The organism is Novosphingobium sp. SL115 (assembly GCF_026672515.1).
Lineage (GTDB): Bacteria > Pseudomonadota > Alphaproteobacteria > Sphingomonadales > Sphingomonadaceae > Novosphingobium.
On record NZ_JAPPRG010000003.1, the window covers coordinates 288,683 to 311,310 of the forward strand.

At 60.8% G+C, this 22,628-nt stretch carries 21 protein-coding genes; 13 read left to right on the forward strand and 8 right to left on the reverse strand.

Going from position 1 to position 22,628, the window contains the following annotated elements; genetic code table 11:
* The first annotated feature begins 57 nt into the window (after positions 1-57).
* The 9 genes from OVA07_RS17585 to OVA07_RS17625 all read left to right on the forward strand — a co-directional run bounded on the left by OVA07_RS17585 (position 58) and on the right by OVA07_RS17625 (position 7,679).
* Positions 58-708: a TetR/AcrR family transcriptional regulator gene (locus tag OVA07_RS17585; RefSeq protein ID WP_268172985.1), complete on the forward strand. Its 651-nt coding sequence runs from the start codon at positions 58-60 to the stop codon at positions 706-708.
* A 215-nt stretch (positions 709-923) separates the two neighbouring features.
* Positions 924-2,135, forward strand: coding sequence for an acyl-CoA dehydrogenase family protein (locus tag OVA07_RS17590; protein WP_268172986.1), 1,212 nt, complete (start codon positions 924-926; stop codon positions 2,133-2,135).
* Between the two features lie 14 nt (positions 2,136-2,149).
* Complete coding sequence (locus OVA07_RS17595) at positions 2,150-2,980, forward strand: alpha/beta fold hydrolase (RefSeq protein ID WP_268172987.1); 831 nt, start codon at positions 2,150-2,152, stop codon at positions 2,978-2,980.
* Entirely contained in the window at positions 2,967-3,779 is an 813-nt protein-coding gene (locus OVA07_RS17600) for a fumarylacetoacetate hydrolase family protein (RefSeq protein WP_268172988.1), read from the forward strand. Before OVA07_RS17595 ends, OVA07_RS17600 begins: the two co-directional genes overlap by 14 nt.
* Before the next feature lie 11 nt (positions 3,780-3,790).
* Positions 3,791-4,729, forward strand: coding sequence for an acetaldehyde dehydrogenase (acetylating) (locus OVA07_RS17605; RefSeq protein WP_268172989.1), 939 nt, complete (start codon positions 3,791-3,793; stop codon positions 4,727-4,729).
* On the forward strand, positions 4,729-5,769 hold the full coding sequence (gene dmpG, locus OVA07_RS17610) for a 4-hydroxy-2-oxovalerate aldolase (protein ID WP_268172990.1): 1,041 nt from the start codon (positions 4,729-4,731) through the stop codon (positions 5,767-5,769). The genes OVA07_RS17605 and dmpG overlap by 1 nt, the downstream gene beginning before the upstream one ends.
* 57 nt (positions 5,770-5,826) lie before the next feature.
* On the forward strand, positions 5,827-6,597 hold the full coding sequence (locus OVA07_RS17615; protein WP_268172991.1) for an SDR family oxidoreductase: 771 nt from the start codon (positions 5,827-5,829) through the stop codon (positions 6,595-6,597).
* 11 nt (positions 6,598-6,608) lie between these two features.
* Positions 6,609-7,139, forward strand: a complete 531-nt coding sequence (locus OVA07_RS17620; RefSeq protein ID WP_268172992.1) for an SRPBCC domain-containing protein — start codon at positions 6,609-6,611, stop codon at positions 7,137-7,139.
* A gap of 6 nt (positions 7,140-7,145) precedes the next feature.
* Positions 7,146-7,679, forward strand: coding sequence for a nuclear transport factor 2 family protein (locus tag OVA07_RS17625; protein WP_268172993.1), 534 nt, complete (start codon positions 7,146-7,148; stop codon positions 7,677-7,679).
* Between the two features lie 10 nt (positions 7,680-7,689).
* Here the strand turns inward: OVA07_RS17625 and OVA07_RS17630 are convergent, their stop codons facing one another.
* From OVA07_RS17630 to OVA07_RS17645, 4 genes are all read right to left on the reverse strand, one after another.
* Positions 7,690-7,950, reverse strand: coding sequence for a hypothetical protein (locus OVA07_RS17630; protein ID WP_268172994.1), 261 nt, complete (start codon positions 7,948-7,950; stop codon positions 7,690-7,692).
* Positions 7,951-7,996: 46 nt separating this feature from the next.
* Positions 7,997-9,094 carry a DUF1214 domain-containing protein gene (locus tag OVA07_RS17635; protein WP_268172995.1) on the reverse strand — a complete coding sequence of 366 codons (1,098 nt, stop codon included), beginning with the start codon at positions 9,092-9,094 and terminating at the stop codon, positions 7,997-7,999.
* Between the two features lie 31 nt (positions 9,095-9,125).
* Positions 9,126-9,866, reverse strand: coding sequence for an SDR family NAD(P)-dependent oxidoreductase (locus OVA07_RS17640; protein ID WP_268172996.1), 741 nt, complete (start codon positions 9,864-9,866; stop codon positions 9,126-9,128).
* Between the two features lie 176 nt (positions 9,867-10,042).
* On the reverse strand, positions 10,043-12,424 hold the full coding sequence (locus OVA07_RS17645) for a TonB-dependent receptor (RefSeq protein WP_268172997.1): 2,382 nt from the start codon (positions 12,422-12,424) through the stop codon (positions 10,043-10,045).
* 357 nt (positions 12,425-12,781) lie between these two features.
* On the opposite strand from OVA07_RS17645, the gene OVA07_RS17650 reads away from it, so the two are divergent.
* A complete protein-coding gene (locus OVA07_RS17650) occupies positions 12,782-13,279 on the forward strand; it encodes a nuclear transport factor 2 family protein (RefSeq protein ID WP_268172998.1) in 498 nt (165 codons plus the stop codon).
* A 131-nt stretch (positions 13,280-13,410) separates the two neighbouring features.
* A complete protein-coding gene (locus tag OVA07_RS17655) occupies positions 13,411-14,160 on the forward strand; it encodes an SDR family NAD(P)-dependent oxidoreductase (RefSeq protein WP_268172999.1) in 750 nt (249 codons plus the stop codon).
* A 71-nt stretch (positions 14,161-14,231) separates the two neighbouring features.
* On the opposite strand, the gene OVA07_RS17660 is transcribed toward OVA07_RS17655, so the two are convergent.
* The 3 genes from OVA07_RS17660 to OVA07_RS17670 all read right to left on the reverse strand — a co-directional run bounded on the left by OVA07_RS17660 (position 14,232) and on the right by OVA07_RS17670 (position 19,469).
* The gene (locus tag OVA07_RS17660; protein WP_268173000.1) at positions 14,232-15,029 is read right to left on the reverse strand and encodes an SDR family NAD(P)-dependent oxidoreductase; all 798 of its coding nucleotides are present in this window, start codon (positions 15,027-15,029) and stop codon (positions 14,232-14,234) included.
* Positions 15,030-15,110: 81 nt separating this feature from the next.
* On the reverse strand, positions 15,111-17,693 hold the full coding sequence (locus tag OVA07_RS17665) for a TonB-dependent receptor (protein ID WP_268173001.1): 2,583 nt from the start codon (positions 17,691-17,693) through the stop codon (positions 15,111-15,113).
* Between the two features lie 384 nt (positions 17,694-18,077).
* Positions 18,078-19,469 carry a TetR/AcrR family transcriptional regulator gene (locus OVA07_RS17670; protein ID WP_268173002.1) on the reverse strand — a complete coding sequence of 464 codons (1,392 nt, stop codon included), beginning with the start codon at positions 19,467-19,469 and terminating at the stop codon, positions 18,078-18,080.
* On the opposite strand from OVA07_RS17670, the gene OVA07_RS17675 reads away from it, so the two are divergent.
* Positions 19,459-20,313, forward strand: coding sequence for a hypothetical protein (locus tag OVA07_RS17675; RefSeq protein ID WP_268173003.1), 855 nt, complete (start codon positions 19,459-19,461; stop codon positions 20,311-20,313). The genes OVA07_RS17670 and OVA07_RS17675 overlap by 11 nt on opposite strands.
* 97 nt (positions 20,314-20,410) lie before the next feature.
* Positions 20,411-21,073: a TetR/AcrR family transcriptional regulator gene (locus OVA07_RS17680; protein ID WP_268173004.1), complete on the forward strand. Its 663-nt coding sequence runs from the start codon at positions 20,411-20,413 to the stop codon at positions 21,071-21,073.
* Positions 21,074-21,094: 21 nt separating this feature from the next.
* On the opposite strand, the gene OVA07_RS17685 is transcribed toward OVA07_RS17680, so the two are convergent.
* Positions 21,095-22,579, reverse strand: a complete 1,485-nt coding sequence (locus tag OVA07_RS17685) for a flavin-containing monooxygenase (protein ID WP_268173005.1) — start codon at positions 22,577-22,579, stop codon at positions 21,095-21,097.
* Positions 22,580-22,628: the final 49 nt, after the last annotated feature.

Consider the following 22,628-nt stretch of genomic DNA (forward strand, 5'->3'; position numbering starts at 1 on the left):
CCCGGCTCTGTGCAGCACCTTGCGCAACGCCGGGGTTTGCGCCTAACTCCTGCCTTGATGAAACGCACTCGCCTTGCCGCGAAAGACCGCAAAGCCCTTATCCTGTCCAACGCTCGCGCAATTTTTGCGCAGTGCGGCTACGAAGCCGCACGCACGCAGGATATCGCCAAACGCTCTGGCGTGTCCGAAGCACTGATGTATCGCCACTTTCCGTCAAAAGTGGCGCTCTACCGTGCCGTTCTGCGCGAAGTGATCCGCGAACAGGACGCGAGTTACGAAACGCTGAACTTGCAGGAATTGACCGGGCGCGCTCTCGTCCGCAACCTTCACACCTATTTCAGGATCGTGGTCGATCCGGCACCCTCGCAGTTCAAGGAAGGCTTTCGCCTGCTGCTGGCCAGCCTTGTAGGCGATACCAATTTTGCCAATCTGGTCTATCGCCGCGCCCATCGCCTGATGAACCATCGCATCACGCAGGCTCTGGCCAACGCGCGTGAGGCGGGCGAAATCACCGGGCGCGAAATTTCGGTCAGGAACACCTCGTTGTTCACCGAACACGTCGGCACCGTGCTCAACGTGCTCACCACCGATGCCGCCCGATCACCCTATGACGGCAATGCCGATGAACTGGCGCACGATGCCGTATGGTTTTGCTGCCGCGCGGTTGGCTTCACTGATGCGGCAATCGCAAGCCATCTTGAAGGTTGAAGCTGTTCGGTTAGCTGCGCTCTCTGCGTCGCCAGCAGTGCGGGCGGTTACGCACTATATCCATGTCGAGTGAGATATTTCGCCAATATCGAAAGTATTTTGGCTTTTTAATTGACGATTTGCGTATCCGATGCCATCGTAAATTACGAATGCAGCGCAACGCCGGCCAAATGTGAGTCGGCAAGCCGCCAAGTGATTTGGGAGAGATCGGGAACATGGTCAGCGCAGTCGCGATGTCGCGGGCAGACTCAATTCCGCAGGGGGATGAACTGGTTGCGCGCGCCCGCGCGATGATCCCCGCGTTGCGTGAACGCGCACAGGCCTGTGTGGCCGAGCGCGATGTTCCGGCGCAATCCATCGCCGAAATGCAGGAAGCTGGCTTTTTCCGCATTCTTCAGCCCCGGCGCTGGGGCGGGTATGAAATGCATCCGAACGTGTTCTACGATGTGCAGAAGGCCTTGGCCGAAGGCTGCATGTCCACCGGCTGGATGTATGGCGTGGTCGGCTGCCACCCTTATGAAATCGCGCTGTTCCATGAAGAAGCGCAGGCCGAAGTCTGGGGTGAGGATACCTCGACGCTGGTATCATCGTCCTATCAGCCCGTGGGTAAGGTAACCCCGGTCGAAGGCGGGTTCCGCCTATCGGGTCGCTGGGGCTTTTCCACGGGATCGGTCCATTGCAAATGGGTCGTCCTGGGCGCGCTGGTGCCGCCGCGCGAACCCGGCGGCGCGCCCGATATGCGCGCGTTCCTGCTGCCCCGCGCCGATTACACCATCGATACCGACAGCTGGCACGTCTTCGGCCTGCAAGGCACCGGCAGCCATGACGTGATTGTGGACGATGTGTTCGTGCCCGAACATCGCACCCACCGTTCGGTCGATGGCTTCCTGTGCACCAACCCCGGACAGGCCACCAATCCCGGCCCGCTTTACACCCTGCCGTGGGCGCAAGTGTTCATGCGCTCAGTCTCTACCGCCGCGTTCGGCGGCGCGCGCGCGGCAATCAGCGCCGCGCGCGATATTGCCGAAACCCGCGTTTCCACCAACACCGGCAAGGCATCGAAGAACGATCCGTTCCTGATGGCCGCCATCGCCCGCGCCCATGCCGAAGTAACCGAGATGGAGCAGACCTTGCGCTGCACGTTTGAAGACCTGATGGGCTATGCCAACCGGGGCGAGGCCATTCCGATGGAAAAGCGCACGCTTTATGCCTACAATTCGGCCAGCGTGGTGCGCCGTATGGCCGATCTGGTGGACGATATGGTCAAGCTGCTCGGCGGCCGCGCAATCTACACCTCCAGCCCGATCCTTCAGCCATGGCTCGATCTGCACGCAGGCCGCGCGCATGTGGCCAACGATCCGGCCAACCGCACCGGCGATGTCGTCGGCGCGTTGAGCGGTCAGGCGCCCGGCTTCACCTTCCTTTAAGCGGAGCGATTGCGATGGCCGATATTGCCACCACCACCCACCGCGTTGCGGGCGGCTACGATATCCACATTGCCGAAGCGGGCGATCCATCTGCGCCTGCCGTGGTGTTCATCCACGGCAGCGGTCCGGGTGCATCGGGCGCGTCCAACTTTCGCCAGAACATCGATGCTTTCGTAGACGCGGGTTACCGCGTGATCCTGCCCGATCTGATCGGCTATGGCGCATCGTCCAAGCCGGAAGGCATCGATTACACGCTGCAACTGTTCACCGACACACTTTACGAAGCGCTGATCGCGCATGGCATTTCCAGTGCCAGCATGGTCGGCAATTCGCTGGGCGGCGGCATTGCCCTGCTGATGACGCTGGACCACCCCGCATTCACCCGCAACCTTGTGATGATGGCACCGGGCTGCGTGGCAGAGCGCGAAAGCTATTTCGTAATGCCTGGCATTGCCAAGATGGTGTCGAACTTCGGCGGGCCGGACTTCAACCTTGCCGAACAGAAGCGCCTCGTCTCCAACCTCGTCCACCCGGACTTTGCGCCCAATATTTCGGACGAGTTGGTGGCAGAGCGTTTCGCCGTGGCCCGCACCCAGCCCAAGGACGTGATCGTGCGGATGCGCACGCCCGACCTTTCGCCGCGCCTGCCTGAAATAACCCAGCCGATCTTCGTGCTGTGGGGCCTGAACGACGAATTCTGCCCCGAAGCGCATTCTCGCCTGTTCCTCGACAACTGTCCCGATGTCCGCAGCATAACCTTTGGCCGCACCGGCCATTGGGTGCAGGTCGAACGCGCGGCTGAATTCAACGCCTATGCCATCGAGTTCCTCAATGCCCGCCGATAAAAACGTCCCAAACGAGAAGATTGGGCACTATGGCGCCGCGCTCTACGATGCACTGCGCACCCGCAAGACCATTGCCCCGCTGATCGAACAGGACGCATCGCTCACCCTTGACGATGCCTATGCAATCAACCTCGATTTCCTGTCGCGCCGCGTGGCCGATGGCGAAAAGGTCGTGGGCAAGAAGATCGGCGTGACCAGCAAGGCCGTGCAGGACATGCTGGGCGTCCACCAGCCCGATTTCGGCTTCCTGACCGACTGGATGCACGTCGAAGGCGATATCGATATCGATGCCAAGGCGCTGATCGCGCCGCGCGCCGAAGCGGAAATCGCCTTCATCCTGAAAAGCAGCCTCAACGGTCCCGGTGTGACCGCCGCCGATGTTCTGGCCGCGACCGAAAGCATCGCCCCGTGCTTCGAAATCGTCGATAGCCGCATCGACAACTGGAAAATCCAGATCGTCGATACCGTGTCGGATAACGCATCGTGCGGCGTCTATGTCATCGGCACGGAACGGCTGGATCCCGCTGGTCTCGACCTTCCCAACTTGCACGTCGCCGTAACCAAGAACGGCGCACCGCTGTCCGAAGGCTATGGTCATGCCGTTCAGGGCGATCCGGCGCAGGCCGTGGCATGGCTCGCCAACACGCTGGGCGCTTATGGCGTCACGCTCGATGCGGGTGATGTGATCCTGTCCGGCAGCCTTGTCCCCCTCGCCCCTGCGGTGAAGGGCGACCGTTTCGAAATGACCTTAAGCAATGCAGACGGCCCGCTGGGCACCTGCGTTGCAAACTTCGTTTAAGGACCACGGCAATGGCACGCATAAAGGCCGCAATCATCGGTTCGGGCAATATCGGCACAGACCTGATGATGAAGATGATAAAATATCCGCAGAACATGGAACTGGCCATCGTCGTCGGTATCGATGAAAAGTCCGAAGGCCTCGCCATGGCGCGCGCGCACGGCATCGCCACCACGCACGAAGGGCTGGAAGGCCTGCGCGCCCATCCGCTCTACAAGGACATCGGCATCGCGTTCGACGCGACCAGCGCCTATGCCCACAAGGTCCATGACGAAGCGCTGCGCGCCGATGGCATTCAGGTGGTGGACCTGACGCCCGCCGCCATAGGCCCGTTCATCGTGCCGCCGGTCAACATGGAAGCCAACCTTGGCGCGTCCAATGTCAACATGGTCACTTGCGGCGGTCAGGCGACGATCCCGATGGTCGCCGCCGTCGCCCGAGTGGGCAAAGTCCACTATGCCGAAATCGTGGCGTCCGTCTCATCCCGCTCAGCAGGCCCCGGCACCCGCGCCAATATCGATGAATTCACCCGCACCACCGCCCGCGCCATTGAAGAAGTCGGCGGGGCCACGCGCGGCAAGGCGATCATCATCCTCAACCCCGCCGAACCACCGATGATTATGCGCGATACGGTGTTCACCCTGTCCGAAGGCGCAGACGAAGACGCGATCCGCCAGTCTGTAAAGGACATGGTGGCGCAAGTGCAGAAATATGTGCCGGGCTATCGCCTCAAGCAGGAAGTCCAGTTCGAACGCTTTGGCGACAACAACAAGCTGAAGATTCCGGGCCAAGGCGAATTCAGCGGTGTCAAATCCATGATTATGCTCGAAGTCGAAGGCGCAGGCGATTACCTGCCCAGCTATTCGGGCAACCTCGACATCATGACCGCCGCCGCCAAGGCTACCGGCGAACTGCTGGCTGCGCGCCGCATGGCGAAGGAGAGCGCATAATGACCGCCACATTCAACGTCGATGCCGGCGACAAGCTCTATATCCAGGACGTCACCCTGCGCGATGGCATGCACGCCATCCGCCACATGTATGGCATCGATCAGGTCAAGGCGATTGCCTCGGCCATCGACAAGGCAGGCGTTGACGCCATCGAAGTGGCGCACGGCGATGGCCTGTCCGGCGCCAGCTTCAACTATGGCTTTGGCGCGCACACCGATTGGGAATGGCTCGAAGCTGTTGCCGAAGTACTCGACAAATGCGTGCTGACCACGCTGATCCTGCCCGGCGTCGGCACGGTGGAAGAACTCAGGCGCGCTTATGATATCGGCGTCCGCTCGGTCCGCGTCGCCACGCACTGCACCGAAGCTGACGTTTCCAGACAGCACATCGGGATCGCCCGCGATCTGGGCATGGACGTATCGGGCTTCCTGATGATGAGCCACATGATCGAACCGGAACTGCTCGCAAAGCAGGCCCTGTTGATGGAAAGCTATGGTGCGCAATGCGTCTATGTCACCGACAGCGGCGGCGCGCTCGACATGGATGGCGTCAAGGCACGCCTTGAAGCCTATGACCGCGTGTTGAAGCCCGAAACGCAGCGCGGCATCCACGCCCATCACAACCTCTCGCTAGGCGTGGCCAACTCCATCGTCGCGGCCCAATGCGGCGCAATGCGCATCGACGCCAGCCTTACCGGCATGGGCGCGGGCGCAGGCAATGCGCCGCTGGAAGTGTTCATCGCCGCTGCCGACCGCAAGGGCTGGAACCACGGCTGCGACGTGAACATGCTGATGGATGCCGCCGAAGACATCGTGCGCCCCATGCAGGATCGCCCCGTCCGCGTTGACCGCGAAACGCTCGCGCTCGGCTATGCCGGGGTATACTCCAGCTTCCTGCGCCATGCTGAAAAAGCCGCCGAAACCTATGGCATCGACACCCGCACGATCCTTGTCGAACTGGGCCGCCGCAAGATGGTCGGCGGGCAGGAAGACATGATCGTCGACGTGGCCTTGGACATCATCAAGCAACGCGAGGGCTGAAACCCTCAACCACCACAGGCCAACGGACAAAAGTCCAGCCACACCGGGAGAAAACGGATGATCCTGAAGAACAAGGTCGTCATCGTCACAGGCGCAGGCCCCGGCATGGGGCAGGCTGCCTGTCGCGGTGCCGCGCGCGAAGGCGCAAAAGTCGTCGTCACCGCCCGCTCGAAAGCGGCGATCGAGGAAGTGGCGCACGAAATCGTCGCCGCTGGCGGTGAAGCCATCGCCGTCCTGCTCGATGTGACCAACATGGACCAGTGCAAGGCCGCCGCACAGGCCGCCGTGGACAAATGGGGCCGGATCGATGGCCTTGTAAATTCCGCCTATTACCACCCCGATTGGGGTCCGCTGATCGAACATGATGTGGATCAGGTCTTGCAGGCGTTCGACGTTGGCGCAGCAGGCGCGTTGCGCATGGCAATGGCGGTCTACCCCACGATGAAGGCGCAGGGCGCAGGCTCCATCGTCAACATCTCCACGCTTTGCACGCGCAAGCCCATGCCCGGCGAAGGCGGCTATGGTATGGCCAAGGGCGCGCTCAACCACATGACCCGCCACCTCGCGGTGGAGTTTGCGGGCACTGGCATCCGCGTCAACACCGCGCTGATGGGCTGGATGATGGGTGCACCGCTCGAAAGCTTTATCCAAGGCCTTGGCGAAGGTGCCGAAGCCTTCCGCACCCAGCGCGCCAGCGAAATCCCTGTGGGCCACATCCCGCCCGATGCCGATTGCGCCAAGGCGGTCTACTTCCTGCTGTCGGACTACGCCTCGGAAGTGACCGGCGCGATGCTCGACGTCAACGGCGGCGATTGGGTCGCAGCATAAGGAAGCCTGCCATGCTGCTCGACTGGATGAACAGCCACCCCACGCTCACCGATGATCCGGTATCGGGGCTTGATCCCGATGCCATCACCGTCAGCGACACGGTGGATATCGCCGCGCCCGCTCGCGTGGTGTGGCAGGTGCTCACCGATATGCCGCGCTACAACGAATGGAACCCGTTTTGCGTAAAGGCGGAATCCACGCTGGAAATGGGCGCGGCGGTCAACATGAAGTTGATGAACTACGCCGTTCCGGGCAGCATCGTGCCCAATTGTGAATATATCTGCGCCAATGATCCCGAACGCCTGCTGTCATGGGAAATGGTCCATAGCGACGCCTGGCCCTACCCCGCCCGCCGCGACCAGGTAATCGAGCCGACCGGCCCTGCATCCTGCCGCTATTTCAGCACCGACGCCTTCCTTGGCGCCAACGGCATCCACGTCTTCCGCTTTGCCGGGCCGTGGGTAAAACGGGCCTTCGATGATTCCGCCCGCGCGCTCAAAGCCCGTGCCGAAGAACTCTACGCCCAAGAACAGAAAGCCTGATCCGCAATGCCTTTCACCCTGCAACAGCTTTCCGATATCGAGGAAATCAAGGTGCTCAAGCACCGCTATTTCCGCGGCATCGACACCGCCGATCAGGCCCTCTTGGCCGATGTGTTTAGCGAAAACGTCGCCTGCACCTACAATGGCGGAACCTACAAGGTCTCGCTCAAGGGCCGCGCGGCCATGCTCGAATTTCTCGCCAACTCGTTCCATTCGGGCGCGGCGGCCATGCACATCGGCATCATGCCCGAAATCACCATCACCGGTGACAATACCGCTACCGGCATCTGGTATCTGCAGGACGTGTTCATCGACGTCGAAAAGGACGATCACACCTTCGGCACCGCAATTTATACCGACACCTACCGCCGTGAAGGCGGGGTCTGGCGCATCGAAAGCACCTATTACGACCGCGTGATCGAAGTGCTGAACAAGTTCAGCCAGACCGGCGGCCGCCTCAGCGTGCAACGCCTCGCCACCACCGGTCGCAAGCCCGAAGAACGCACCGATATCAGCAACCTGATTAGCTGGGATTCGTAAAAACTCCCGGTCAGGCCGGGGTTTCCTCCAGTTCGGCAATCTCGAAGACAAAGCGCTTCCATCCGCGCTGGCGGGCCGCGTCGTCCGCCGGTGCGCGCTTGCGCTTGGCTTCGGCCAATGACCGTGCGTGCCCCCAGAACACTTCGGTCTTGCCGTTCTCCAGCTCGGCTACGATCCGCCAGTAATGCGTAAAGGCATCGGCAGTCGGCCCGATGGTCTTCACATAACCATCGGGCATCGTTGCTGTCAGATATCGTTTCTTCCGCGCCATGCCTGCGCCTCATCGCGCAAGGGCTGGCCAGGTGCAAGAACTACGCTCAGAGCCGTACCACCCGCATCTTCGGCGCAACCGGTTCAGCGGCATTGAACCAGCGCCACAGGCCTGTGCCAGACCGGTGCCCGGCAAGGTCCACCCAATGCCCGAAACCCGGATCGGCGTCGGCGCAAACCACCATCACGCTGCCGTCCGCCTCATATCGGGCCATCGAATTGTTGACCCACACCTTCTGGTGAACATGGTCGAGCGATTCCATCCACCAGTTGTCGATCTGCAGGTTCCACATGCGGCATTGCGGGATCGGCGTTTCGATCACCAGCGCTTCGCCCGGTTGCAGATCGTAATAGAAATGGCCGTACCAGATATTGGGATCGCCGCCCGCCTTCCAGAATATCTCCTGCGGCGCGTCATAGAACTGGTTGGGATGGGACTTGAACCATTCAGACCAGTTGGCAAACGTATTGGCCGTGCCGCGCGTCCACGCCGCCGCTGCCAGCAATTGCCGCTCGATCACGTCGGGCGTCAACAGCTCAGGCACCGCAGGCCCCGCCCCCACGCGCTCCACCGTGATATCGGCGGCCATTTGCGTCGCCTTGTCGTCAAAGGTCTGCCGCACGATCAGCAGCGTCGAATCCTCGGCCAGCGGCAGCCAGTTACCTGATCCGTTTCCGGGCTTGCGCTCCTTGCTCACGTGGATTTCAAACGAGCCATCCGGGCCGAACACCATGTCGGCAAATTCGATCTCGCCCGTCGATGCCATCGTCCCATCAATGGCATAGCGGTTGGCCTTGCTGCCGATGGAGAAATAGGGGACCGAATTGCGCTTTCCGGTGATGCGATATTCCTGATCGCCGCGCACCACGCATTGCTGATAGATATTGTCCGGGTTGTCCGCCCCGATCTTGATCTTGTCATCGCACAGCATGAACAGGCGCGGAAAATCGGGGTCCGCACTGTCCACCAGCATGTTCAGCGCAGTGCGTGCCAATCGGCTAAGATAGCGCAATCCCTCCGCCTGATCGAGCGCATGGGTCGGGCTGGAAGGCCGCGCCAGCACCTCGCCCGCTTCTGCCAGTTGCGCGCAGAAATTGCGCCACACATGGTCCAGATGGCCCACTTCGCTGCCGGGTTCGGTCATCGCACTATCCTTTTGCAAATGGTTCGGGCCGTCAGCCCGCCAACTGGCCCCCGTCCACGGTAAACAGTGCTCCGGTCGCCTTGCGCGCCTTGTCGCTGGCAAGGAACGCGAACATCTCGGCAATGTCTTCAGGCTCGCACGATCCGTCGAGCAGCTTGGGCGCGTTGCGCATCATCAGCGCCCAGTCCACGCCTTCTGGTGGCGCGGTGTTCTGGGTCATCGGCGTCACCACATGGCCGGGGCAGATCGCGTTCACCCGAAGGCCCGCCGCGGCATATTCAATGGCCAGCCCCTTGGTGATTGCCGCCACCGCGTGCTTCGATGCCGAATAGCCGATGTTGTAGGGCTGCCCCTGCAAAGCCGCGGTCGAAGCGGTGTTCACGATCACGCCCCTGGTCTTCAGCAGATGCGGGATTGCCGCCTGGCAGATCACGAACACGCTCGATGCGTTCACCGTCATCAGCAGGTCGAAGTCTTCGACAGAAAACGTCTCCGATGGTCCCCATTTCAGCAGGCCGGCAATATTGCACAGGATATCCAGCCCATCGCGCGCCGCCACATCCACCAGCGCCCGGCACGAAGCATAGTCCGTCGCGTCATAGGCCTGCACCACCGGCTTGATCGCCATCATCGCGGCGGTTTCTTCAAGCCCTGCCAGATTGCGGTCACCGATGGTAAGCCTCGCACCTTCGGCAGCAAACCTGATCGCCGTGGCGCGGCCAATGCCGGATGCCGCGCCTGTAATCAGGCCCTTTTTCCCTTCGAACAGCATTGTTTTCTCTCCCGGCTTTGCGATGATTCAGTTCGGCACCATCACTCTTGTTTCGTCACCCCGGACTTGATCCGGGGTCCATCTTCCAGTCAAAACTGGCGTTTTTGGAAGGGAAATGGCCTCGGTGACAAGCTCAGGGTGACGGTTTTTTCTATACGTTCTCAATCACTTGCTGTTCAGAAACGCATTCCCACGGTTAGCCCGTACATACGCGGATCGGGGAAATAGCCCAGCGTCAGCCCGCCGAACCCCGGACCGAAGTCGATAAAGTTCGAAGGATCGCTTTCCTTGGTCAGATTGCGCACCCACAGCGCGATTTCGGCGGTGCCACCACCCAGCGGCACTTCGGCCACGGCAGCGCGCAGGTTCACCACGGTCCGGCCCTTCGACTTGGTGTTTGCAGCGCTCTGGTCAGACGCCGTGGCAACGCTCAGCGCATAAGGGAACGTGTAGTAGCTCGAAACATAGCTCACATCGCCATAAAGGTTGAACCGGCCCCAGTCACCGCGCGCCACGCGCACGTCGAACCCGCCCGATGCCGTAACCTTGGGCGCATGGGGGAACGCGCGGTTGTTCGAAACATCGACATTGGCACCGGCCCCGTTGTTGGCCGTCGCGTCGAATTCGATGAACCGTTTGTACTTGGAATCCAGCAGCGCCAACGACCCGTTCAGCGTCACCCCGTCAACCGGACGGATCACCGTTTCAAACTCCAGCCCCTGAATGCGCGCACCGGCGGCATTGCGCACGATCGATGCTGCGCCAGACGTTGCGGTAAAGATCGAAAGCTGCATGTCCTTGTGCTCGTCACGGAATGCGGCGACGTTGAAAATCACCTTTCCGCCCAGCATCTTGGTCTTCAGCCCCAGTTCGTAGCTATCGACCTTTTCCGGGCGATAGGGCTGGCACAGCTCGGTCGCGCCCGATGGGCAACCGGCGGGTGCGTTAGGATCGAAGAACACGTTGGTTTCGCCGTTGAACCCGCCCGATTTGAACCCGCGTGCAAAGCGGGCATAGACGTTGACGTCGGAATTGACTTCGTAACTCGCTGTAATCGCGGGCGAGAAGTCGTTGTATTTGGCATCGGGGAACGTGCCATAAGGCAGGTCGGCAATCACGGTCGGCGCAAACACCCCGTTCTGCGCATCGAAGTTGACCTTGAAGAAGCGGCGAATGTCCTTCTTTTCATGCGTGTAACGCGCACCCAGCGTCAGCTTGAACGCATCGGTGACGTTATAATCGGCCTGCGCATAAAGCGCGAAAGCCTCGGTCCGCGAACCATAGTCCGATACCAGATCGGTGCCGCCGCCAAAGTAGGTCTGCGGATTGCTGGTTTCCGCCCGTTCCTTGAAATAGAACGCGCCGACCACGTATTTCAGCGTGTCCGAAAGGGTCTGCCCGGTCAGTTGCAGTTCCTGGCTGAACGCCCAGTAATCGGTAATGCGCTGGGTGAAGGCCACCGGCGTTGGCGAACCGTCAAGATCCAGCCCGTCCGACCATGCCAGATCGCGGTAGGCGGTGATCGATTTCAGCGTCGCATCGCCAAGATCAGCCGCCAGCGTCAGCGCATGGCCATAACTGCGTGACTTTTCGTAAACCGCTTCGTTGATCGAAGCCGTCGTTGCGCGATCCGGATTGGTATAGCGGTCCAGCGGAAAGACTGCGCCCGCAAAGGGATAGCTGGGCGAATTGGGATCGAAGATATCGCGCGGATCGCCATTGCGGTTTACGCGCAGCAATTGCGCAAACGGTGGGGTCTGGTTCTGCCGGCTGTAATCATAAGTGTAATCGGCGGTAATCGCGTCCGAAAGTTCGGCGCGGATCTGCACCATCACGCTGCCGCTGCGCACGGTGTCGGTTTCGCTGACCGCATTGGGCAGCGCGGTCACAACGCCCGCAACCGGGTTCGGCACGATATCCACCAGCCCGTCGCGGCGCACGTACTGGCCGGAAACCTTGGCCGAAAAGATGCCCATGCGCGGCAGATCGACCACGCCCTTCAGGCGCAGTTCGTTGTAATTGCCATAACTGACTTCGGCCCGCCCACCGGCTTCGCCGCTTGGCGCCTTGGGGATAAGGTTGACCGCACCCGCCAACGCATTGCGCCCGTAAAGCGTGCCCTGCGGCCCGCGCAGAATTTCCACCCGCTCAAGATCGGCAACGTCAAAAATCGACCCTTGCGCCTTGGCGATGTAAACGCCGTTCAGATAAAGTCCAACCGCCGGTTCCCAAGTGATTGCCGGGTTGATCGTCACCGACCCGCGAATGGCGATCTGCGAAATCGTCTTGCTGGAAGGCGCGCGTTCGAACTTCACGTTCGGGGCCAGCGTGCCCAGATTGTCGATCGACGTGATACCGCGCGATTCAAGGTACTGACTGCCCAGCGCAGAAATGGCGATGGGCACGTTCTGAATATTTTCCGACCTCTTCTGCGCGGTTACGACGATTTCGCCGATTCCCGAATCGTTACCCCCATCCTGCGCGGCATCTTGCGCAAGCGCGGGTGACGCGAAAGCGGCAAGCGTGGTCAGGGCCGTGGCGGCAAGCAGATCTCTCATGATGTCCTCTCCTGGGGGTGGAAACGCATTCGCGTATTCCTTTCTTGCCAAAGCCATATGATTTTCCGTGGCATATGGCAATATGTTTGCATAACCCGTAATTTATTAGATAACATGTTACGCAAAATGCCGAAATATGCGCTTTCAAGCGGCTGTATGGCGGCTGGCCCGCAACGCCATGGCAGAAGTGGTGCGTCGGGCCGGTTTCCGGCGCCGCTTCATGGCCCGATTTCGACCGCGTGGTGCATCGTAGATGCGGTTCGGTGCTTTTAGGTGCTTTTAGGTGCCGTTCAGGATGGCGAGAATTTTCAAGGATTCCCAAGGCCATATCGGGCCGGATTTGCAAAAAGGTGTAACATGACCAAGGCGATTGACGACACTGCCGCATTTGCCGCCCAGGCCCGTATGCTGGACGAACTGCTGGTCGAGAGGACAGTGCGCGAAGGCCTTGCCCGCTTTGCCCGCGTGCTGGATGGGAAGCACTGGGACCAGTTGGGCGATGTTTTTGCCGACGACGTCACGTTCGATTACGGCATGGGCGAACAGGCCGGAATGTCGGCGCTGGTGGCCAACATGCGCCGCTTCCTTGATGTGTGCGGGCCAAGCCAGCACCTGATCGGCAGCATATCGATCGACGTGTCAGCGGACGGCGCAAGCGCGACCAGCCGGGCCTATGTTCAGGCCCGCCACCAGCGCGCCAGCGATCATGGCGGCGCGGTGTTCGACAGCAATGGCGAATATGTCGATCAGTGGGCCTTGCGCGCGGAAGGCTGGCGCATCGTCCGGCGCGATGCACTTTGGCAAACGCATAGCGGCGATGCAGCGATCATCTGGGGCGATGCGCCATTAGCCTGAACGATCCACATTCGCAGATAATTACGCGATCTAAATTACGCATAAGCATATTATAATCGTATTTATCGCTTTCATATGACGATTTTTATCCCCATAGAATATCGCATTCCATAAAAACGGGAGAGTCTCACATGCAACTCGCGGGAAAAGTTGCCATCGTCACCGGAGGTGCGCGCGGCGTGGCCAAAGGGGTGGCGACAGCCTTTGTCAAAGCCGGGGCGAAAGTCCTGATCGTGGACCGCGAGGCGGATCTGGGAGAAGCGACGGCCAAGGAGCTTGGCGCATTTGGCGACGTGGCGTTCATGGCGGTTGACCTGATGGACCGGGCCGCGCTGCCCGGCATCGTCGATGAGGCGGTGCGCCGGTTCGGCAGGCTCGATACCCTGGTCAACGCCGCGCAGGCTTCGCAGCAACTGCTGCTGATGGATACCACGACCGAGGCGATGGATCTGGCGTTCGGCACCGGGTTCTGGGCCACGTTCCTGCTGATGCAGGCGGCGCACCCGCATCTGGTACAAAACAAGGGATCGATCATCAATTTCGGCAGTGGCGCGGGCATCGAAGGGATGATGACGCAGGCATCCTATGGCGCGGCCAAGGAAGCGATCCGGTCCTTGTCAAAGACTGCTGCGGTGGAATGGGGGCCATCGGGCATCCGCGTGAACATCATCTGCCCGTTTGCCAATTCGCCGGGGGTGGAGATGTGGCGGCAGCACTTTCCCGATGCCTATGCGGGGCAGATATCCAAGGTTCCGCTGCGACGCATCGGCGATTGCGAAACCGATATCGGGGCGGCTGCGGTGTTCCTTGCCAGCGATGCGGCGGGTTATATCACCGGCCAGACGCTGATGGTTGACGGGGGGCAATCGCGGTTGTTCTGAGGGATGGCCCCTGGCCTTCGCCGGGGTAAATCAATTTTATCTAATATTATCAATTATGTATTTTCCCAACATTATTCATCCGGCCCGAAATCTGGCACCCACGGAACACCGTTGATGTGCCCGCCCCCATCCACGAACAGGGTGTTTCCAGTGAGATAGCGGGCGTCATCGCTGGCCAGAAACAGCGCGACGCCGCCGATGTCGGTTTCAGGATCGCCCATGCGGCCCATCGGGTTTGCAGCGGCGGTGGCGGCTGCAACATCGGGGGCCACTTCTGCAAAGCGGCGATAGGCAGCTGAAATGGCGGCAGGGCAGATCACGTTCACGCAAATACCGTATGGTGCCCATTCCCGCGCGGCTGTGCGCGAATAGGCGCGGACGGCTTCCTTGGCTGCGTTGTAATCCGCGCTGCCCATGTGGGCGTTGACCCCGTTGAGCGAGGCCATGTTGATGATCCTCCCCCACCCGCGCGCTTTCATATGCGGCAGGGTGCGCTCCATTGCCCATTTCGTGGCAAAAAGGCACATCTTCAGGGCATCGTCGAAACGCTCGTCAGTCTTGCGCTCTATCCGCACCGGGCCTTCGCCGCGATAGGCGTTGTTGACGAGGATATCGACCGAACCGAACTGCTGCACGCACAGATCGACCGCGCCGAAAACATCTTCGCGCGACGTGACATCGCAGCGGATGAAGGTGGCCTTTGCTCCCAGCGCTTGCAGTTCTTCGGCCACGGCCGGGCCACGTTCAGCATCGTAATCGGCCACGATCACGCTGGCGCCTTCTACCGCAAAGCGGCGGGCGATGCCCTGTCCGATACCGTCCGCGCCGCCGGTGACGACAGCGGCACGCCCTTCAAGCCTCTTGCTCACGCCTTCATTCTCCCCACGAAATCAAAAGAGGCCGGGTTTTGACGCCCGGCCTCTTTCGTTGTCAGATCACTTCGGATCCGGTCAGTTGCCGAAGCTGTAGCGCAGACGCATGCCGAACATGCGCGGTTCGCCGTAGATCACGCTTTGCGCACCGATGGTCTGGAAGATACCGGTGTTCGAGATGATGTAGTTCTTCTTGGTGATGTTGGTTGCAAACAGGCTGAGATCGACCGGTGCGCCCATGACGCCCTTCCAGTCGATCGTAGCGTTGAGCAACCCGTAGCTGGGCAGCAGCACGCCCGGTTCGTTGATCGTGCCATCGGGGAATCGTTCGGTGGAGAACGGCGCAGTGGGCTGCTTGTCGGTCCAGTTATAGCTGAGGAACAGGCTGAGATTGCCGACATCTTCCGACATGGGCACGCTGAACCGGCCATAGACCGACACGATATTGGGCGAGAGATACTGCAACGGACGGCAGGTCATGTCGGCCCCGGCAAATGCCTTGGGCGAGGTGATCGACTGTGCGTTACAATCCCACACGCCAGAGCTGGAGTCGAACACGAACGACTTGTACTTGGCGTTGAGGTGGCTGTAATTTCCGCCCAGTTCAATGTTCTGGGTCGGCTGGATCATGGCTTCGACCTCGACGCCCTTGATCGTGGCGCTGGCGTTGTTCAGCGTGACCGCACCATTGCCGCCGGTGGCCGTGTTGAAATCGCCCGCTGCGCGCTGGATATTCTTGTAATCCAGCCAGAAGCCGTTGACGTTGAAGCGACCGCGCATTCCGCCCGCATTGAAATCGGTCTTGAAGCCGGCTTCATAGTCGGTGACCGTTTCCGGCCCGAAGGTGCGGGTGGTTTCGAACACGGCATAGCTGTTGAAGCCACCGGCCTTGTAGCCGCGCGTGACCTTGCCATAGACCATGATGTTGTCGTTCGGGCGATAATCCAGTCCGATGGTCCAGTTGGGCGACGAGCTTTTGAGCTGCGCGCCGAACAGGCAGGTGCTGCGCGGATCGGCGATCGACTGCTGCGGGTTGGGGTTGGATTTCCACGAACAGGCGCTGACGAACTGGCCGCCATTTGCCAGCGGCGTGTAGTTCCACGATGCAGTGGTGCCACCCACGGTATCCCAGGTGTAGCGATAGCCAGCGGTCAGCCGAAGCCGGTCGAGCGAGGGCGAGAATGCGCCGAAATCAAGCGAGCCTTGCGCATAGAGCGCTTTGGATTCGTTGGTGATGGCGATTTCGCTCTGGCCGATGGGGCAGCCTGCGATGGTCTGCAACCCGCAGACGTTGGTGGAATAGGACACCATCGTCCCGCGCGGGCTTTGCTTGAAGTAGAAACCGCCGACAGTGTAGGTCAGCTTGTCGTCCAGCGCGCTGCCTTGAAATTGCAGTTCTTCGGTCACCTGCTTGTACCAGTCACGCGGGGCCGTGCGGCTGAGCAGGGTGTTGCCGGTATCGTAGATCGGCGCGAGCGTGCCGTCCTGATCGTTGGCGTAGAACGATTTCAGTTCGGAATAGCTGAAGATGTTCCGGAGTTTCAGCGTGCTGGAAAGTTCGACATCGGTGGTGTTGCTGATGCTCCACGATTCCAGCTTGGCAAAGCTGTCCATGCCATGCGCGGTCTGGCGGTTGCCGCGCGCCTCCTGCTGGTTGAGCAGGTTGGTGTAGTAGCTGCAATTGGCAGCACCGGTGCCCGCTCCGCAGAAGTTGAACGTGGGTGCGATGGCCCCCAGCGGGAAGGATACGCCGCCGCCAACCGGGATAGGCCGACGGGCAATTCCGGTGAAGTAATTGGTGTTGAAATTGCGGGCGATGGAGCCGGTGCCATTGCTGTGCGACTTGCCATAATAGGCCAGCGTATAGTTGGTGATGCCTTCGACCGGTTCGATCCACAGACCGGCACGCGCCATGCGCCAATGCTGATCGTCGCGATCCTTGTTCCAGTTGGTGTCATAGGTGAAGCCATCACGATCACGCGATGCGCCGACCAGACGCAGGCGTACCTTGTCGGAAATCGGCACGTTGAGCACGGCTTCGACTTCGACCATGCTGTAGTTGCCGAAACCTGCCTGAACGTACCCTTCAAGCATGTCGGTGGGCTTTGACGGGGTGAGCAGGATGGCGCCGCCGGTGGTGTTGCGACCGAACAGCGTGCCCTGCGCGCCAGCCAGCACCTGCACGTTCTGCAGATCGACAAAGGTGCCCGGACCGCCCTGACCCGACAGGGTGATGGCCGACACCAGCGGCACTTCGTTCATGTAAACGACGACGGCAGGCGAACCCTGGAACGACGCGCTCTGGCCGCGAATCGATGGCGACATCACCTCGCGCGAGGCTTGGCCGTTAGGGCCGACGACCAGTGACGGAACCGAGGCTTGCAGATCCTGAAGCTGGGTCAGGCCGCGTTCGCGGATGCTTTCGGCGCTAATCGCGGTGATCGAGATCGGCACATCCTGCGCGCGTTCTTCGCGGCGGTTGGCGGTGACGATGATTTCGGAATTGCTTGGCGGGGTGCTTTCGCTCGCCTGATCGGCTGCAGCATTTTCTGCAGCAAAAGCCGCCTGCGGCAAGGCCACGACCCCAAGCGCGACGCTGGCCATCAGCACAGCGCTGCTGCGGCGGGCCAGGCTCGATCTACGATAAATCCCTTCAGACATTATTTTCTCCCTCCAATTGCAAGCCTGCAACACGACCTGACCAGGTTCGTGGACAACGAGATGAGGGGGGATCGTTTGGCCATTCCGGCTTCAGACGCATCTGAACTGCCCGCACGAAGCAGGCATTACCCTCATCCCGAATTCAATTTCTTGTTGGATGGAGAGTAACAACTACGCAAAATAAGTGCAATATGTATTTTTCATGCGCTTTTTGCGTAATTAATCTGCGCTTTGGATGCCTATGTGCGTTGCCGCGATGCCCGGTACCGGACTGCGCAGATCAGCGCATTGCAGCGACGGGGCGCAATCAGTGTCTCAAAAGGGGCAGAGTCACGAACGAGGGCAGTGCGCTTTCAGGCTGAACCCGAAGCAGTCAGGCTGCGATCAGCCGCAAAGGCCGTGCAGAAACAGGCTGGCGGTGCGACGCGCATGGCCTGCCAGCGCTTCGGGTGCGGGACCGTGGCCTGCAGCGATGGCGCGGTTACCCTGCATTGCCAGCACGATACCCTGCTGCGCCAGCCACGGCGCATCGGTGTGGCCGGTGGTTTGCGCGATCCATTGTGCAAGTGGACCGGTCCACGGCGCGCGCACCGCATCATGGACCGCGCGTGCCAGCGCCGGATCGCGGCGCGAGGCGGCAATGCCTGCGCGGTGCAAAGCGATAGAGGCGGGGCTGGTGAGATGCGCAGTGGCAGCGGCAAAGTAGCGGGCCACTGCATCCACACCTCCGCCAATCGGCAGCGCGGGTGGCTGCGCACTGCTGGCCACCTGCGCCGCCAAATCCCGCGATACTGCATCGAACAGACCGGCCTTGTGCGCGAAATGGCGATACAAGGTGCCGCGACCCACTTTGGCTTCGGCACCGATAGCGCCAAGGCTTGCCGCCTCGTAACCATCGCGCAGGAAATGGTCGGCAGCGACATCAAGCAGGCGGCGCAAATGCGGCGGGTGGATCGGTCGGGCGGGGTGCGGGGCTGCGGCCTCAGCCTTGGGGCGCGCGGGACTGCGCGGCATGGCGAGAACGCCCTGTTCGAACAGCGACGCAACTCTTGCCGCCAATGCGGTGCGCTCTTCGGGCGGTGGTGGGTTGAAGCCCATCAGCAGGGCCGAGCCTTCCACCGCAAGCGATCCGAGATCGAGCGCATCGTCGATGGGCACAGGCCGCGATATCCCGCGCGCACGGACGATGGCTTCTATCGCTTCGCGCACCGGTTCCATCCGCGTCGCTTGTGCCAATTGCAGTTCGGCGGCGAAATCGGGCATACGCCCGCCAAGTCCGGCGGCCAGCCACAGCGGGCTGAGCAAGCCGCCACCGATTGCCGCATCGAGAATCGCTTGCGCAAGGCCGTCCAGTTCGGCGCGCTGCTGCAGCGCCTGTGCGCGCGCTTTGAAGCGGCTTGCCATTTCTTCCAGCGAGGCCCGGAACAGCGCCTGCTTGTCAGGATAATAGCGGTAGATCGTTTCCTTGCTGACGCCAGCTTTGCGCGCAATGGCATCGATGCTGACTCGATCAAAGCCTTCAGCCACGAACGCCGCCCGCGCGGCATTCAGCAGGTGCGCCACGCGCGGCGGCACGGCGGGGGATGCCCCATCGGGATATGTCATCAACGGGCCATCCATTCCTATCGCTATAGCATCCTGCCGCCGCGATGCACCCTTGCGTGAAGGGCCATCCACACCCTTGCCATTTACCGAACGGTTCGATACCGTTCGGTAAATGGCAAGGGGCAGAGGCGTTTGCCCGCCCCGCAGGAAGGACAGATTGATGGCTGACACGCCCTATCTCGCGCGTGGCGTAATGCCCGTGGAAACGCCGTCGAGCGTGCTGGTTTCGTCTTCGAAATACCTCAACAATCCCCGCCTGCGCGAATGGCTGGCGATGATCCTGCTGCGGCGCAATGGCGCTGATCTGCCACCGCCTGCGGAGATGTATGAATTCCTGCCGATCCTTGATAAGCTGCGCGATCATGCTGCGATAGAAGACATGTTCACCGCCGAACGGCGGGTAAATCCCGAACTGGATGCATGGTTATCCGAAGGCTTCTATTCGACTTACGCGATCGAGGATTTTGCCCAATATGCGCCCGGATCGCTGGGCGGCATTTTCTATCAGTGGATCACGCAAGGGAACTATGAAATCCAGATTACGCCGTGGCGCGAACCCAAAAGCCAGTTGGAGTTCTATAACCTGCGATCAGGGCAGACGCATGATTTCGAACATATCCTGTGCGGTGGCGGGTTCAACTTCATGGGGGAACTTGTGCCCTATTGGTATCGGCTGACCAACGTTTTCAAGTTCATCCGCAACCCCGAACTTGCCGCAGAACTCAGTGTCATCCAGATATTCGGATCGTTGCGCTATACCGTGCGAACACTGCTGCATTATCCGCAAGTTTGGGACACCTGCACTGATGCAATCCAGCGCGGAATGACCGTGGGCAAGGCCAGCGACGCCTTGTTCATGAAAAAGCTCGAGCCCGTTTTCCACCTGCCGCTGGATGAAGCGCGCGCGGCGCTGGGCGTGCGCGGCGCGGTTGATGTCGATACCGATCTGGAAGGGGCCTTCTGGGCAGAGCGCATTCCCGCCTCTGCCCTGGAACAGCGGATTGCAGCTGAGTGATCTGACATCAAGTAAGTGGCAGGCAGGTTACGGCGAGCCGCCGCAGCCCTGCTTTTGCGCGGTTGACACATGACCCTGCAAAAGTAAGTGAGTGTTCATGGCAAGAACGCGCATTCCCGGCACCGAGCGCCGCAGCCAGATCGTTGCAGCGGCGCGGCGGGTCTTTTCGCAGTATGGCTATGACGGGGCCAAGACGCTGCAGATTGCGCGTGAGGCGAAAGTTTCCGAAGCGCTGGTCTATCGCCACTTCCCCAGCAAGCTGGCGCTTTATCGTGCAGTCTTGCGGCAAGTGTTTCTGGAACAGGATGAACGCTGGCGCGAACAGGGCATCCAGGCCGAAGGGTCATTGGGTCTGGCCGAAGCGATCCATGCCTTCATCGCCGCCAGCGTGGCCGATGCCAGCGATCCGGCACGCTTCGATACGCATCGCATGACGCTGGCCAGCCTTGCCGGTGACGGTTCCTATGCCAGCCTGATCTACCGCCGGTCGCAGCGGCGCAACGCTGCCTCGATGGAAGCAGCCTATGCCTCTGCGCGCGAAGACGGCGGGCTTGCCGGCGAACCGCTGGATGTTCCGGCAGCGGCAATGTTCATCGAACATGTCGGCACGATGATTGCCGCCATCGGCGGACTGCCGCCCGCCGCGCGCCCCTATGGCGTGCACGGTGATGACCTTGTCCGGCAGGCCACATGGTTCTGCCTGCGGGGCATCGGCATGACCGAGGATGTCATTGCAAAATACTTCGCCAGCCGCGACTAATGCCGCGACTGGCGTGACAGGTCAGGCCGCGACCGGCATCCTGATGGCATATTCGGACAGCACCGGCTTGGCCATCGCATCGGCAAAGGCATCGTAGGACCACGGCCAACTGGCCGGAACACCGGTGGCATCAAGATACCAACTGGTGCAACCAGATCCGAAGATCGTGGTCTTGGCCGCAGCGATGCGCCGTTCTTCATAGGCGTTGTGCGCATCCACCGTGGGCATTACCGATGAAGCCTTACCCTTGCGCAGCAGGTCGATCAACTGGTCGATATAGTCCCACTGACGTTCTGCAATGTCGATAAGCGAGAAGTTGCCCACAGGCCCGGTCGGCCCGTTCAGCATGAACAGGTTTGGGAAATGCGGCAGCGTTACCGCATAGTGCGCGGTGGGCCGGGTGGCCCAGAACGCATCCAGAGTCATGCCATCTTCGCCGGTCACGCCTGCGGGGCGGATGAACTTGTCAGCCTGAAAGCCGGTGGCAAGGATCAGGGTATCGAGTTCATGGAAAGTGCCGTCAGCCATGCGCACGCCCTTGGGTTCTACACTTGCGACTTTGCCGGTTTCCACGAACACGGCCGGGTGCTGCACTTCTTCGTAATAGCACCATGAATAGATCAGGCGCTTGCACGCGGCGCGATAGTTCGGACGCAGCTTTTCCTTGAGTTCCGGGTCGCGGATCGACGATTCGAAGTGCTGGCGGCAGACATCCTCGATCATCATCATCTGCGGGCCATCAATGTCGGTGATAGCATCGGTGAAGCGTTTGATATTGCCGATATATTCATCGGCAAAGCGGATCGCGTCGATCAGCGCAGGATCGCGGCGGAAGGCTTCGCGCTCCTCTTCGGTGTATTGGAACTGCGGCACGGGCATGACCCACTGCGGCGAACGCTGGAAATGCACCAGTCGCTCCACCTTCTTGTTGATGGCGGTGACAATCTGGATGCCGGTCGATCCAGAACCGATAAGGCCGACCTTTGCGCCTTCGATTGGCGCGGTATCGTCCCAGCGCGCAGTGTGAAAGGCAGGGCCTTCAAAGCTTTCCAGCCCTGCGATATCGGGCAGGCGTGGGTGGTGCAGCACGCCCGATGCGGCGATGACCACATCGAACACATCGCGCGAACCATCGGCCAGCGTGACCGTCCACTGGCTTGTGCCTGCATCCCAATCAAGCGCAGTGACTTCGGCGTTGAAGCGGATATCCGCAGCAAGGCCGTACTTGGCCACGACCTGTTCGAAATAGCCCTGCACTTCGCTGCCGGTGGCATAGTAAGCCTGCCATTCGGGATAGGGTTCGAAGCTGTAGGTATAGGCATGGGCGGGCACATCGCAAGACAGGCCGGGATAACGGTTTTCGCGCCAGGTGCCGCCGATCTTTGCCGCCTTTTCGTAAACGACGAAATCTTCAGCCCGCTGCTTCAACTTTATCGCGGCAAGGATGCCCGCCATCCCGGCCCCGATTACGGCGTGGCGCAAGGGGCGATTGGTGGTTGCAGTCATGGTTGATCCTCTACCGGTGGTGTTGTTATGAGACTGCAATCTCACCCCT

Bases quoted from the DNA above. Each gene is read 5' to 3' on its own strand.
- OVA07_RS17585 (WP_268172985.1), top strand. From the start codon at position 58: ATGAAACGCACTCGCCTTGCCGCGAAAGACCGCAAAGCCCTTATCCTG.
- OVA07_RS17590 (WP_268172986.1), top strand. From the start codon at position 924: ATGGTCAGCGCAGTCGCGATGTCGCGGGCAGACTCAATTCCGCAGGGG.
- OVA07_RS17595 (WP_268172987.1), top strand. From the start codon at position 2,150: ATGGCCGATATTGCCACCACCACCCACCGCGTTGCGGGCGGCTACGAT.
- OVA07_RS17600 (WP_268172988.1), top strand. From the start codon at position 2,967: ATGCCCGCCGATAAAAACGTCCCAAACGAGAAGATTGGGCACTATGGC.
- OVA07_RS17605 (WP_268172989.1), top strand. From the start codon at position 3,791: ATGGCACGCATAAAGGCCGCAATCATCGGTTCGGGCAATATCGGCACA.
- dmpG (WP_268172990.1), top strand. From the start codon at position 4,729: ATGACCGCCACATTCAACGTCGATGCCGGCGACAAGCTCTATATCCAG.
- OVA07_RS17615 (WP_268172991.1), top strand. From the start codon at position 5,827: ATGATCCTGAAGAACAAGGTCGTCATCGTCACAGGCGCAGGCCCCGGC.
- OVA07_RS17620 (WP_268172992.1), top strand. From the start codon at position 6,609: ATGCTGCTCGACTGGATGAACAGCCACCCCACGCTCACCGATGATCCG.
- OVA07_RS17625 (WP_268172993.1), top strand. From the start codon at position 7,146: ATGCCTTTCACCCTGCAACAGCTTTCCGATATCGAGGAAATCAAGGTG.
- OVA07_RS17630 (WP_268172994.1), bottom strand. From the start codon at position 7,950: ATGGCGCGGAAGAAACGATATCTGACAGCAACGATGCCCGATGGTTAT.
- OVA07_RS17635 (WP_268172995.1), bottom strand. From the start codon at position 9,094: ATGACCGAACCCGGCAGCGAAGTGGGCCATCTGGACCATGTGTGGCGC.
- OVA07_RS17640 (WP_268172996.1), bottom strand. From the start codon at position 9,866: ATGCTGTTCGAAGGGAAAAAGGGCCTGATTACAGGCGCGGCATCCGGC.
- OVA07_RS17645 (WP_268172997.1), bottom strand. From the start codon at position 12,424: ATGAGAGATCTGCTTGCCGCCACGGCCCTGACCACGCTTGCCGCTTTC.
- OVA07_RS17650 (WP_268172998.1), top strand. From the start codon at position 12,782: ATGACCAAGGCGATTGACGACACTGCCGCATTTGCCGCCCAGGCCCGT.
- OVA07_RS17655 (WP_268172999.1), top strand. From the start codon at position 13,411: ATGCAACTCGCGGGAAAAGTTGCCATCGTCACCGGAGGTGCGCGCGGC.
- OVA07_RS17665 (WP_268173001.1), bottom strand. From the start codon at position 17,693: ATGTCTGAAGGGATTTATCGTAGATCGAGCCTGGCCCGCCGCAGCAGC.
- OVA07_RS17675 (WP_268173003.1), top strand. From the start codon at position 19,459: ATGGCTGACACGCCCTATCTCGCGCGTGGCGTAATGCCCGTGGAAACG.
- OVA07_RS17680 (WP_268173004.1), top strand. From the start codon at position 20,411: ATGGCAAGAACGCGCATTCCCGGCACCGAGCGCCGCAGCCAGATCGTT.
- OVA07_RS17685 (WP_268173005.1), bottom strand. From the start codon at position 22,579: ATGACTGCAACCACCAATCGCCCCTTGCGCCACGCCGTAATCGGGGCC.